Origin of the sequence: Herminiimonas sp., from assembly GCF_030645555.1 — a bacterium.
Classification (GTDB): Bacteria; Pseudomonadota; Gammaproteobacteria; order Burkholderiales; family Burkholderiaceae_D; genus Oxalicibacterium.
The window spans coordinates 1-12,024 of sequence record NZ_JAUSME010000067.1 but is presented as its reverse complement, the minus strand read 5'-3'; the positions used below and the strand labels follow the sequence as shown (position 1 = coordinate 12,024).

At 55.3% G+C, this 12,024-nt stretch carries 11 protein-coding genes; 4 read left to right on the top strand and 7 right to left on the bottom strand.

Annotated features, from left to right (window positions below; all coding sequences use genetic code 11):
- Positions 1 to 90 precede the first annotated feature (90 nt).
- Positions 91 to 1,023 (bottom strand): 5'-nucleotidase, encoded by a 933-nt coding sequence (locus Q7T06_RS02880; RefSeq protein WP_304779849.1) that lies wholly within the window; start codon positions 1,021 to 1,023, stop codon positions 91 to 93.
- 139 nt (positions 1,024 to 1,162) lie between these two features.
- On the opposite strand from Q7T06_RS02880, the gene Q7T06_RS02875 reads away from it, so the two are divergent.
- Both Q7T06_RS02875 and Q7T06_RS02870 read left to right on the top strand, forming a co-directional pair.
- On the top strand, positions 1,163 to 1,543 hold the full coding sequence (locus Q7T06_RS02875) for a YkvA family protein (RefSeq protein WP_304779851.1): 381 nt from the start codon (positions 1,163 to 1,165) through the stop codon (positions 1,541 to 1,543).
- 200 nt (positions 1,544 to 1,743) lie between these two features.
- Positions 1,744 to 3,327 carry a sensor domain-containing diguanylate cyclase gene (locus tag Q7T06_RS02870; RefSeq protein WP_304779845.1) on the top strand — a complete coding sequence of 528 codons (1,584 nt, stop codon included), beginning with the start codon at positions 1,744 to 1,746 and terminating at the stop codon, positions 3,325 to 3,327.
- Positions 3,328 to 3,384: 57 nt separating this feature from the next.
- On the opposite strand, the gene Q7T06_RS02865 is transcribed toward Q7T06_RS02870, so the two are convergent.
- Positions 3,385 to 3,642: a hypothetical protein gene (locus tag Q7T06_RS02865; RefSeq protein WP_304779841.1), complete on the bottom strand. Its 258-nt coding sequence runs from the start codon at positions 3,640 to 3,642 to the stop codon at positions 3,385 to 3,387.
- Between the two features lie 186 nt (positions 3,643 to 3,828).
- Between Q7T06_RS02865 and Q7T06_RS02860 the strand changes: the two genes are divergently transcribed.
- Positions 3,829 to 4,284 carry an Rrf2 family transcriptional regulator gene (locus Q7T06_RS02860; protein WP_304779839.1) on the top strand — a complete coding sequence of 152 codons (456 nt, stop codon included), beginning with the start codon at positions 3,829 to 3,831 and terminating at the stop codon, positions 4,282 to 4,284.
- An 85-nt stretch (positions 4,285 to 4,369) separates the two neighbouring features.
- Positions 4,370 to 5,566, top strand: a complete 1,197-nt coding sequence (gene hmpA, locus Q7T06_RS02855) for an NO-inducible flavohemoprotein (protein ID WP_304779837.1) — start codon at positions 4,370 to 4,372, stop codon at positions 5,564 to 5,566.
- Between the two features lie 112 nt (positions 5,567 to 5,678).
- Here hmpA and Q7T06_RS02850 read toward each other — a convergent pair whose 3' ends face one another.
- The 5 genes from Q7T06_RS02850 to Q7T06_RS02830 all read right to left on the bottom strand — a co-directional run.
- The gene (locus tag Q7T06_RS02850) at positions 5,679 to 7,379 is read right to left on the bottom strand and encodes a methyl-accepting chemotaxis protein (protein WP_304779835.1); all 1,701 of its coding nucleotides are present in this window, start codon (positions 7,377 to 7,379) and stop codon (positions 5,679 to 5,681) included.
- A gap of 291 nt (positions 7,380 to 7,670) precedes the next feature.
- On the bottom strand, positions 7,671 to 7,865 hold the full coding sequence (locus tag Q7T06_RS02845; RefSeq protein ID WP_304779833.1) for a hypothetical protein: 195 nt from the start codon (positions 7,863 to 7,865) through the stop codon (positions 7,671 to 7,673).
- Positions 7,866 to 8,106: 241 nt separating this feature from the next.
- On the bottom strand, positions 8,107 to 10,557 hold the full coding sequence (locus Q7T06_RS02840) for a TonB-dependent receptor (RefSeq protein ID WP_304779831.1): 2,451 nt from the start codon (positions 10,555 to 10,557) through the stop codon (positions 8,107 to 8,109).
- Between the two features lie 160 nt (positions 10,558 to 10,717).
- Positions 10,718 to 11,725: a FecR domain-containing protein gene (locus Q7T06_RS02835; protein WP_304779829.1), complete on the bottom strand. Its 1,008-nt coding sequence runs from the start codon at positions 11,723 to 11,725 to the stop codon at positions 10,718 to 10,720.
- A gap of 11 nt (positions 11,726 to 11,736) precedes the next feature.
- Positions 11,737 to 12,024, bottom strand: a 288-nt coding sequence (locus Q7T06_RS02830; protein WP_304779827.1) for a sigma factor-like helix-turn-helix DNA-binding protein, incomplete at its 5' end; no start/stop codon positions are given.

Genomic DNA, 12,024 nt, shown 5'->3' with positions numbered 1-12,024 from the left:
ATGACCGCCTTGTGCGTGGCGGATGCGGTAGCGCAACGATAGGAACTGCAGTAAATAAAAAAGCCGCTCCTTATCCCGGAGCGGCTTTTTTTATGCACGGTGTGTTCCGCTGTTCCGGGTTTCGCCGCGCAAGGGCACGCGGCCGGTTTGCACCAGTGGCGATGCGCGATCGCAATGGCCGTGCTGATCATCGAAAAACATATGCGGCTTGAATGCCGCCAGCACATCCGATTTCGCCACGCCGCCCATGAAGAAGGTTTCATCTATCGTCACATCCCATGCGCGCAAGGTGCGGATCACGCGTTCATGCGCCGGTGACGAGCGCGCCGTCACGAGTGCAGTGCGGATAGGCGCGGTACGACCATCGGCATGCTTGAAGTTGTTCTGGATGAAGGACAAAGCCTTCAGCAGGCGCGCAAATGGTCCCTCGGGCAAGGGCTTCAATGCATTTTCGCGTTCGTGGTTTTCGAAGGCTTCTATCCCCTGCGTCTGATAGATCAGTTCCGATTCATCAGAGAAAATCACTGCATCGCCATCGAAGGCAATGCGGATCTGGTCCAGTTCTTCATACGCATTCACCGGCTTTTGATAAAGTAATGCGGACGCCACGCCCGAATCTATCCCGGCTTGCACGTCATCTTCGTGCAGCGACAGGAACAGGCTGACGTTGAAGGCTTGCAGATATGGCGCCAGCGACGCACCGCCGGACAGCACCGCGCGTGTAATATCAAGCTCGTAATGCTTGATCGAATTGAAGATACGCATCGACGTTTCGCTGGAATTGCGCGACATGATGACGACTTCGACAAAGCGCTGGTCAGGTGTCAGTGCATTCAACTTGAGCAGTGCGCGCACGAGCGCAAAACCGGAGCCGAGTTTCAGGATTTCGGCTTCATTGTCGAGTTGATGCTGACGATATTTTTCCAGGCCTTGCGTGCGGAAAATGGCTTCTTCAGTCTCCAGATCGAACAGCGCACGGGATGAAATACCAACTACCAGTAAGTGATCGAGCGAGACAGGCATGGTTTGTTTTTCTCCTGGGCGGCAGGAATAATGTAGGCATGCATGTGGCGGGAATATCTTCCGCATGCAGGGTAATGGAAGCGCTGGAATCATTATAAGCATTCCAGCCTTGAATAAACTTTCCAATCGCAACCGCAGGATGCTGATGAATGAAGCAATAAAGAACTGGGCCAGGCGCATCAAGCGCGATGCAGTCATGCTGTGGTTTGCGCGCCGGCATCCGGACACGCCGCTGCTGGCAAAAGTCATTTGCGTGCTGGCCGTGCTGTATGCCTTGAGCCCGATCGATCTGGTGCCGGATTTTGTGCCGATACTGGGTTATGTAGACGATGCCTTACTGCTGCCGGCCATGATCTGGCTGGCCGTGCGCTTGCTGCCGTCGCATGTTGTTGCCTTGTGCCGCGCGCAGGCTGACGACTGGATGACGGTGCAGGGTAGCAAGCCGCAAAGTTATATCGGCGCTGCCATCATCGTGGCGCTCTGGCTGGTCTTTGCCTATCTTTGCTGGCGCTGGATCTGAATATGCCAGCCTGCGCCGCCTGCGTGGCGCGGATACAACGTGATATTTCTGCGCCGCAAAGGGCGGTGTTAGTATCTGCCGCGCAATCAGGATGTCCCCGTCCACTGGATTCAGTACCTGTATTTTTCGGGTCGCCGTGGCTAGCTGGCTGTTTTCCGCCATCGTGACGAGCACGGATTTTCTTTTTTAATGATGCTGCCATGGCAAGCAAACTGCTTATCAATATACGTAATACGCTTATCGTCGCCATGATCATGGCCTGGGCGGGCTATATCGCGTATGAATGGAAGCACCATCAAGGTGTTCAAACTCTGCGCGACGAAGCCGAGACGCGCTTGAGTGTCGTCAGCGCGAACCTGCTGGCGCCGGCAGGAAAATACAGCTATCTGCCCGGCATCATCGCAGCCCATCCGAGCACCATACAAATCCTGCTGGACAAGCACAATCCTGCAACGGTACATGCCGGTAACCTCTTCCTGCAGCAACTCAACACTGACGCCAGACTGGCTGTCGTTTATTTGATAGACCACACCGGACTGACGATAGCCGCCAGCAACTGGCAGGAACAAAAGACCTTCATCGGGCACAACTACAGCTACCGACCGTATTTTCAGGATGCCCTCAAGGACGGCGTCGGGAAATTCTATGCGATGGGGACGATCAGCCTGGTGCCCGGCTATTACCTTTCCAGCGCGGTGAAAAAAGATGGCGTGGTGCTGGGTGTCCTGGCGATCAAGATCAACATGGATAAGCTGGATTTCATACAGCATACGAATGATGCGGAAGTGAGCGTGACCGATGAAAACGGCATTGCTTTTCTGAGCACGCTGGAAAGCTGGAAATACCGTCCCATCGTTCCCCTCAGTGCAGAGGCGGAGAAAAAGGTGAAGAGTACGCGCCAGTACGAAGGGGTATTGAAATCCGTATTGCCGGCCAGCTTGAAGAAGACGCTCGATTCAGATGAAAAAATCATCAACATCGCACAAGCGGATGCGAGTGCTGAGGATAATCAGTGGACGCAATACCTGATGCGGTCCGGACAGTTCCCCGGCTCGCCATGGATGGTGCACGTCTTTGTGCCGATGAAGCCGGTGAACCTGGCGGCGCTGCGTTTCGCAGTATTGACCGTCGTGATGCTGGGCCTGTTCCTGCTGGCGATGATGTATTTGCTGGAGACGCGCAGCCGCATCGGTGAGCGCGAGCGTTCCCGTCGCGCATTGCAGGATGCACATCAGGCGCTGGAGCAGCAGCACAAGGAACTGGAAGCGCTCAGTGAAGACTTGCGCATCGTGTCGATCACCGATTCACTGACCGGCGCATACAACCGGCGCTATTTTCTCGATGTGGTCGGCAAGCTGGCTAATGCGGTCAATCATCCCGGCTATGCCTTGTCGATCATGATGATAGACGTCGATTATTTCAAGCGTATCAACGATGTCTACGGACATCCGACCGGCGACAAGGTCTTGCAATTGCTGACTGCCGCCTGCAAGGAAATCCTGCGCGCCGACGATGTGTTTGCACGCTTCGGCGGAGAAGAATTCATCGTCGCGTTTCCCGATACCGATGAGCATGCAGCCAGGCAGCTGGCGGAGCGCTTGCGCAGCAATATCATGGAACGTACATTCGAAGTGAATGGCCAGGTGCTGGCGCTCACGGTGAGTTGCGGCATCTCGCGTTATCGCTTCACTGAAACCGGCATGGATGAAACGATCAAGCGCGCTGACGAGGCGCTATATGAGGCAAAAAGCAGCGGCCGCAATCGGGTCGTCGTGTTTGTCTAGTATGAAGGGCAGAAATGTTTTGCAGCGACGCATGGTGGCCATGCATCGCTGCCGGTTTCATTTTTTCTCTTCGTCGCCATCTTCATAGAAAGAGACGCGCAGGGTGCGTTTGCGTTGCAGCTTTTTCAATCCTGCCTTGGTTCCTATGTAGGCCGACAGCAGGCAATACAGCAAGGCCATCCAGCCCAGATAATAGACGCCGACAAACGGCAACACGATCACCAGCACCGTCGCGAAAAAGTCGCGCTTGTTCATCGTGATCCAGTAGTGTGACAATGCGTACACGATGAAAAGTCCAATAAAGCCTAACAGCATGATGTTTCCTTAATACAGATGGTGTGCGCATTCTAGCATTCACAATTTTCATTGTCCTGTTGATGCATACGGGTATGCTGTGTATTGCGCGAAGCTGATGTTTTTCTATTAAATAAACTGGGCAGTATATATGTTGCTTTTGAAATGCATGTTATATAAAATAGCGCCACTGGAGTGCAATATCTTATGAAACTAACCCGGTTTTCAGATATCGGATTGCGCGTGCTGATGTATCTTGCGCGCGAAACACGCAGCCCATCGGTGACGGTTGCCGAAGTGGCAATGCAATTCGAAGTGCCGCACAATCACTTGGTCAAGGTCGTGGGTGCGCTGGCAAAAATGGGCTGGATAGATGCCGTGCGCGGTCGCAATGGAGGCATACGTCTTGCCAACAGCGCCGATACGCTGCGCATAGGCACGGTATTGCGCGTGCTGGAAGGCGATACGGAAATGGTCGATTGCGTGGGCATAGGTTGTCGGCTATCCGGTGACTGCCTGTTGCGCAATGCATTGAAAGTGGGCGTGGAAGCGTTTTATTCAGCAATGAATCAGTACACGCTGGCGGATATTGTGGGTGGCAATGCCGGTGAGCAGATCATCAACATGCACCGTACTTTTTTAATGGATCGCGCCGCAGCATAAGCGTGATTCAGATGAAATCGAGGGGACCTTCGGGTCCTTTTTTATAATCTATAAGTTGCATTTAATATGCTACATAGGAGTCTGAATGTTATCTGAACAATCCCGTCCCTACATCGATGCCAGCGTGCCTGTCTTGCGCGAGCATGGCCTGGCCATCACCCAGGTTTTTTACAAGAACCTGTTTGCATCCCATCCGCAACTGCACAATATTTTCAACGCCGGCAACCAGGCCAACGGCTCGCAACAGCAATCACTCGCCTCGGCCGTATTTGCATATGCCGCCAATATAGACAATCAGGCTGCACTGGCGCCGGTCATTTCGCGCATCGTGCACAAGCATGTGTCGCTGGGCGTGACGGCGGCGCATTACCCCATCGTAGGTGAGCACCTGCTTGCAGCGATCAAGCAGGTGCTGGGCGATGCAGCGACGCCGGCACTGCTGGATGCGTGGGCAGAAGCCTATGGACTGCTGGCGCAGGCCTTGATCGCTGAAGAAAACAGATTGTATGCAGACGCCGGTGTGCAGGCAGGCGATTTATTCGACATGCGCGTGACGGCGATCGAGATCGAAAGCGAGCAAGTCACTTCGTTCAGCCTGGTGCCGGTAGCAGGCGGGGCCGCGCCTTCGTTCCGTCCGGGCCAATACGTGAGTGTGGCTGTGCATTTGCCGGATGGCTTGCGTCAGTTGCGTCAATACAGTTTGTCCGATGCCCCCGATCATCAACACTTGCGCATTTCGGTCAAGCGTGAAGTCGCTGGTGCGGAAACGCCGGCCGGCATGGTGTCGAACTGGCTGCATGACAATCTCAAGGTCGGCAGCATCGTGCCTGTCAGCCAGCCGTTTGGCGATTTTGTGCCGGATACAGATGGCGATGGAGCGATTGTCCTGCTGTCTGCCGGCGTAGGCATCACGCCTATGATTTCAGCCTTGAACCGGATTGCCAGGGTGGCACCGCAGCGTCGCGTCATATTTGCGCATGCGGCTCGCAATGCGCAACACCATCCGCACCGTGCCGATATCGCCAAGGCCGTGGCGCACATGCCCAACCTGCACAGCGTGACGTTTTATGAAGAAGCGAAGCAGGATAATGAAGCCAGCCTGGCCGGCCGCATGCAAATGGAGAAATTGCCGCAATGGGATTTGGCCAACACCAAGGTGTACATGTGCGGCCCGCTGCCGTTCATGCAGGCACAATGGGCAGAACTCGTGGAGCGCGGTGTGCCCGTGCATCGCCTGCACAGGGAAGTGTTTGGCCCGGACATGCTGGACCATTTGATTTGATTAAACTTCGGGTGCAAGGGCTGTCACGGCTGTTGCACTCGCATCTGTATCGCCAATAAAAAATCCGCCGCGGCGGATTTTTTTTGTTCGGCTTGCATGCATGGCAGTCGAATCAGAATTGTTCCCACTCATCTTCTGTCGTCTTGCCGGCACTGGCGACTTTTGCCGGCGCAGCCAGCGCGCGTTTGGCCGCCGGTTTGGCTGGATTGCCGGGCAAGGTTTTAGGACGCGGCTGTACATTAATGCTCTGGAACTCGGCTTGATGGCCTTGCAGCTTGAATACGCTGACCACGGCAGACAGATTGCTGGCCTGATCCCGCAGCGATGCGGCAGCGGCGGCGGCTTCCTCGACCAGCGCGGCATTTTGCTGTGTCACTTCATCCATTTGGCTGATCGCCCGGTTGACCTGCTCGATGCCGGAGCTTTGTTCCTGGCTGGCGGCCAGGATTTCACCCATGATGTCGGTCACGTGTTTGACGCTGTCGACTACTTCAGTCATCGTCGTGCCTGCCTGTGCAACCAGCTTGCTGCCGGTATCAACCTTGTCGACCGAGTCATCGATCAGGGACTTGATTTCCTTTGCTGCGGCAGCCGAGCGTTGCGCCAAGCTCCTGACTTCGCTCGCTACCACCGCAAAGCCGCGGCCCTGTTCGCCGGCACGGGCCGCTTCGACTGCGGCGTTGAGTGCAAGGATATTGGTCTGGAAAGCGATGCCGTCGATGACGCCGATGATGTCGACGATTTTCTTGGCTGAGGTGTTGATCGCATCCATCGTATCGACCACATCGGACACTACGGCGCCGCCCTTGACGGCAACCGCGGAGGCGGATACAGCCAGCTGGTTTGCCTGGCGTGCATTGTCGGCATTCTGCTTGACGGTCGAAGTCAGTTCTTCCATCGAGGAAGCGGTTTCTTCCAATGAAGCTGCCTGTTGTTCGGTGCGGCTGGACAGATCCAGATTGCCGGCCGCGATTTCCGTGGTGGCGCTGCCTATGGCGGTGCTGCCTTCGCGTACCTTGGATACCGTGTCCGTCAGGCGCTGCTGCATTTTCTGCAGGCCGAGCATCAGGGTGCCCATCTCGTTTCTGGATTTGATTTCTATCTTGCTGGTCAGGTCACCCGATGCAATGGCATCGAAATGGCGCAGCATTTCCTGCAGCGGCCCAGTAATGGCGCGGATCAGGAAGAAGGCATAAATTGCCACCGCAATCAGACCGATTAAAACGCCGGCAATGGCGGCTATGCGGAAGTTCTTGAACAGGGTCTGGCTGGCCTCATATCCGGCCGCAGCATCTTTCACTTGCAGATCAACCAGCGCGTCTGAGCTCTTGAGCAATGCCTGGAACAGCGGCGACATTTTTTCTATGAGTATCTCTTCGGCTTCTTCGGTGCGTCCGGCGCGCAGTGCGCTAATCAAAGCCTGCTCGCCTTCCTTCAGATACAGCGCCCGCTTGGCGGTCACTTCATCGGCCAGATTTTTCTCTTCGGGACTTCCTATCGGCAGCGCCAGGTATTTTTTCCACGCTTCCTCGGATTGCAGATAGAAATTTTCTGCGCGCTTGATGGTAGGTTCCGCGCTGGCTTCGTGCGGCCGCATCGCGACGCGATTGAGCGCGGCGCGGGCCTGCAGCAGGCGCGTCATCATGACGTGGATCGCATCGGATGAAGGCATCTGGTTCGTGTAGATGTTCTGCAGAGTGTTATTGGTGGTTTGCACGCCGAAGACGCCCATTGCACCGCCGATGATGAGCATGATGCCCATGAACGTCATCGTCAGGACCAGACGAAACTTGATGGAGATATTTTTCAACATGATTCTTCCATGGAAAGTGATGGGTTTGCGTGGCAGGTTTTTCGATCAAGACCGTTCCTGCCAGAATTGAATGGCAGGGGGCATTTGTCGACGCAGAGTAAGGATGCGTGAGACTTCAGCCGGAATGAAAGGGATGATTATTGCCGCAATGAAACTACCATGGAGTATAGCGAGCGTTTCAGGCAGCGTCGACGCATTTCAGAATGCATCCTTGTAAAAACAACGCAGTTAAATGCACAATGAAAGTTGCATTTCGGATGCCTGTATCCGTGACTGGCGAGCCGGCTGTTTTTATTTGCGACAGGACCGCAGGCTGAACCAGATGCCCACCAGTACGGGCGTCGCCAGGGCAAGCCAGGCAAGTCCATGCCATATACCTGTTGCCAGCAGTGCTGCGAGCAAGCCGAATACCGTGAGTAGTGCCAGGATGATAGGCGTGCGCCAGACAAACCAGAAGTTGCTGCGCGGAGGTGAGGTATTGGTCATTGCCAGTTTTCCCAAAGAAGCAAATGTGTATTGTAAGGGCGCCCAATAATCCGCATGAAAGACGCAGTATCAGGTCATTTTACTTATCTTCATGACACCAGTCCTGGTGAAGAAGATGGCTTTCTTCCTTAATGCTTTCTGCGCAAAGTGGGTATGCACTTACGTGGCTAACCATGCCTTGAGCCGTTGCTTAAGTAAAACGTAACGGCTCAAGGTTTGAGCGCAGAGATCGTAAAAGGCGTTAGAAGTCTATCGACGCCGACAATACGAAGGTACGTGGTGAACCGACGGTCACATAAGTACCTGTTGTGAGCCAGTAGTTCTTGTCTAGCAGGTTTTCGATGTTAGCGCGCAACACCACATCTTTGCCGGCTACCGAGGTGCGGTAACGGGCGCCGACGTCGTAGCGGGTCCAGCCGTCAAATTTCTGGGTGTTGGCAGCGGTCAAGTAGGCCCCTGAAGTGTAGATTATGCGTCCATTAAGCGATAGACCGGCAGCCCAAGGCGCATCCCAATCGAGGCCAGCGCTGGCCGTAGTATCGGGCACGCCCGCTGCGTCTTTTCCCTGATTTACACCATTGGGTGTCTTTGTCAGCTTGGGGTCGACGAAAGCCACACTCGCCATGCCCCGCAGGCCGCGTTGCAGTTCGCCATAGGCCGACAGTTCGAGGCCACGATTACGCTGTTCGCCGAAGTAACCATAGATGTTGGTCGCTGTGTCGACTTGCGCGTTCGGGCGCGCAATCTGATAGATAGCGGCCGTGGTGGTAATACGGCCCCAGTCCACCTTTACGCCGGCTTCGTATTGTTCAGATTTAAATGGCGCCAGTGCTTCGCCGGGATTCGCATAGCCGCCCGTCATCGATACGAAGGCGCCGCGAGTGAGGCCTTCGGTGTAGTTGCCGTACACCGAAACGTTGTCCATAGGCTTGAATACTATGCCTGCGAGCGGCGAGACTGCGCTCTTGTCATAGGTGCTTGTCTTTGCACCCGTCGCGTTGAAGCTTTGTACTTCCACGGTCTGGTTGCGTGCGCCGAGTGTGACCAACAGGCGGTCGTTCATGAAGGACAGTGTATCCGCGAGCGCGAAGCTGCTGAGCGTGGTGTCTGATGTTTTAAGCGGTGAAGTACGTGCTGCCGTGATAGAAGGAAGCGGCGCCGGATTGTAGATATTGGATGCGGTTGAATTGCCGGTAATGTAGGCACTGCCCGCTTCTTGCTGCATTTCAGTCACAGCAGCCGTGAGGGTGTGCCCGATGTCAGCCGTATTGAAACGCCAGCGCAAGCCGGCATTGCCGCTGGTTGTCTTGGTGTACGAGTCGTAGTAGTTGTTACTAACCGTAAAATTGCCAGCCGCATTGACGGCAGCGGTGGAGCGTGGAAACACCTGGTCGTTTGAACCATCGCGATAACCGATGCCGGCGTAGGCGGTCAGTGAGTCTGTGATGTCGTACTCAAGACGGGTGGCAATGGTCGAGTCCTTTTGTACCAGCGTCGTGCCGGGGTAGAAGTTCGAACGAGCGTCCGGTGGTGCAGGGATAGCAGAGAGGCCTGTATCAAGACTGATCTGTGGACGGAAGTTGTCCGTGTCGTCATGCTGGGCGATAGCGTCCAGCGACCAGCGCAAGCGGCTGCCCCGATAATCTATGCCTAGCGCGGCCAGGCCGGTTTGCTGGTTGCCACTGTCGATTGTGGCCTCGCCGTCGCGCACCAGTCCGTTGAAGCGGACACCCCATGCCTTGTCTGCGCCGAAGCGACGACTCATATCCAGCCCCAGGCCGAAATTGGAGCTGCCGGTATACGTAGCGGTCACGCGCGTGAGTGGATCATCGCCAGCACGTTTGCTAACAATGTTGATGCCTCCACCGACACTGCCGCTTGGTGCGATACCGTTGATCAGCGCGCCCGGTCCCTTAAGGATCTCGACGCGTTCGACGAGTTGCGCCGGCACACGATTTTGCGAGATCAAGCCGTACAGTCCATTGAGGCCGACGTCGGTGGCGCTGACCGCAAAGCCACGGATCTGGAAGGTGTCATCGAAGCCGGTGCCGCCGGTACTCATGCGCACTGAGGCGTCATTGACCACGACGTCGGCTAGCGTGCGAACCTGTTGGTTTTCTAAAAGTTCAGACGTGTAGTTGGTTGTGCTGAATGGCACATCCATCGCGTTCTGTGTGCCCAGTAGACCCAAGCTGCCGCCACGTGCTACTTGTCCGCCAGCGTAGGCCGGTTCTAAATCAGTTGACGCTACAGCAGAAACGTTCACTGCCGGCAGGGTACTGACACCAGGCGCGACGCGACGTAGACGATAACCACCATTAGTACCTGACACAGCTTCCAAACGGTGTGTGCCAAGAATCGCATCCAGGCCGCCGTTTACCGAATAACTGCCTTTGAGACCGGAACTTTGCAGGCCTGCCGTCAGTTCAGGATCGATCGCAACCAGTGCACCAGCTTCGCGGCCAAACCGGCCGAGCACCTGATCCAGCGAGCCAGCAGGGATGTTGTATTGACGGGCAGCTTCTGTTCTAACAGATGCATCCGGTGTGCTTTGCGCTAATGCAGGCACGAAGGCGGCAGTACCGACCAGCAGCGCGCTGCACAGCGCGAGGCGTGCGGCATGTGCGATCGGTGTGATGGTCATCGGTGGTTGACGATGCATGCTTGCATCGTGCTTGAACTGGTGTGGCATCTTGGTTCCTTTTCGTATCGGGCTGGAAATGCGGCGTTGCCTTTGTTTGCAGCGCCTCTATTCCTGTTGATGCACGAGTTATGGAAACCTGCCTTCGTATTTGAAAATATTTTTTCTTGTTGCTTACTTGATTACGTGAATAATTTATTTCCGCAACGCTTCAAGTCTTTTTGCTGACGGTGGTCCAGTAGCGTGTCAGGTGACTGATTTGCAAGGGTAAGGTTTCGCTCAATAAATCCAGCACCGCGTCGGTGTCATGCAGAGGAAAAGAGCCGCTGACCAATAAGTCGGCAACTGCGGGATCGCAGCGCAGTACACCTTTGCGATAGCGGTCGAGTTCGTTGAGGAAGTCGGCCAGTCGCATTCGTTCCACTACCAGCACGCCGTCGGTCCATGCAGCGATGCTGTCATCCAAAACAAATGGTGTCAGAACGGACAATGCAGTGAACCGGGTTTGTTCGCCGGCGTTGACGCGTACTGCATCGCCGCTGGTTGCAGCAATGTTGACTGCACCTTCCATCACCGCCACGACGGTGGTGGAAGTGCTATCAACAACATTGTGTCGGACCGTGAAGCGCGTGCCGACAGGACGAATGCTGCCATTGTCGGTCGCAACTTCAAACGGTCTGCTGGCGGTGTCTTTTGCCGTCGTCACCATGATCTCGCCACGAAGTAACACGATCTGGCGCAGATGATCGTCGAAGCGTACGTCGATTGCTGTTGCCGTATTAAGCATGATGCGTGTGCCGTCTGCCAGCACGATGTTGCGTTGTTCGCCGGTAGCGGTGTGATGATCTGCAGTTGCGGTTTGCCATACAGCTTGTTTGCGGATGGCAACCGTGCTGCCAGCTATGACACCAAAGCCTACCAGCGATCGCAAGACCATACGACGCGTGTTGCCATCGGTGCTGCGCAATACGGAACGCAGCAGTGGCGATGCGACATGATTGCCGCTACTGCGCAAATCGTGCCCTAGTGTATTCAACCGTTGCCAGGCTTGCTCATGCTTTGCGTCAGCATTGCGCCACGCAGCACATGCATGCCTGTCTGCTTCGTTCACGGCACCCGATTGCAGCGTAACCAGCCAGACTATCGCCTGTTTGACGATGGCCGGATCGATGTGATCGCCAGTGTCTGACCGTGGAGCGAAGAGCGTGTGAGAGGACATGGAATGAATACTTATTGCGGTGCGTAGACGGCTGCATAGCAGTGTTGAAAAGCGCGGATCATTGATTTTTGTACGGCATTGACTGACATCTCGAACTGCGAACCGATTTCGGCATAGGTCAATCCATCGAGTTGCGACAGCAAAAAAATATCGCGCACGCGTGGCGACAAGCCATCGAGTACACGGCTGACTGCCGTGAGTGCTTCGACTACCAGCATGCGGATTTCCGGCGACGGTGCGGTTTCTTCCGGCATCCCGGCCAATGCATCCAGATAAGCGCGCTCCAATGCAAGTCGGCG

Bases quoted from the DNA above. Each gene is read 5' to 3' on its own strand.
- Q7T06_RS02880 (WP_304779849.1), bottom strand. From the start codon at position 1,023: ATGCCTGTCTCGCTCGATCACTTACTGGTAGTTGGTATTTCATCCCGT.
- Q7T06_RS02875 (WP_304779851.1), top strand. From the start codon at position 1,163: ATGCTGATGAATGAAGCAATAAAGAACTGGGCCAGGCGCATCAAGCGC.
- Q7T06_RS02870 (WP_304779845.1), top strand. From the start codon at position 1,744: ATGGCAAGCAAACTGCTTATCAATATACGTAATACGCTTATCGTCGCC.
- Q7T06_RS02865 (WP_304779841.1), bottom strand. From the start codon at position 3,642: ATGCTGTTAGGCTTTATTGGACTTTTCATCGTGTACGCATTGTCACAC.
- Q7T06_RS02860 (WP_304779839.1), top strand. From the start codon at position 3,829: ATGAAACTAACCCGGTTTTCAGATATCGGATTGCGCGTGCTGATGTAT.
- hmpA (WP_304779837.1), top strand. From the start codon at position 4,370: ATGTTATCTGAACAATCCCGTCCCTACATCGATGCCAGCGTGCCTGTC.
- Q7T06_RS02850 (WP_304779835.1), bottom strand. From the start codon at position 7,379: ATGTTGAAAAATATCTCCATCAAGTTTCGTCTGGTCCTGACGATGACG.
- Q7T06_RS02845 (WP_304779833.1), bottom strand. From the start codon at position 7,865: ATGACCAATACCTCACCTCCGCGCAGCAACTTCTGGTTTGTCTGGCGC.
- Q7T06_RS02840 (WP_304779831.1), bottom strand. From the start codon at position 10,557: ATGCCACACCAGTTCAAGCACGATGCAAGCATGCATCGTCAACCACCG.
- Q7T06_RS02835 (WP_304779829.1), bottom strand. From the start codon at position 11,725: ATGTCCTCTCACACGCTCTTCGCTCCACGGTCAGACACTGGCGATCAC.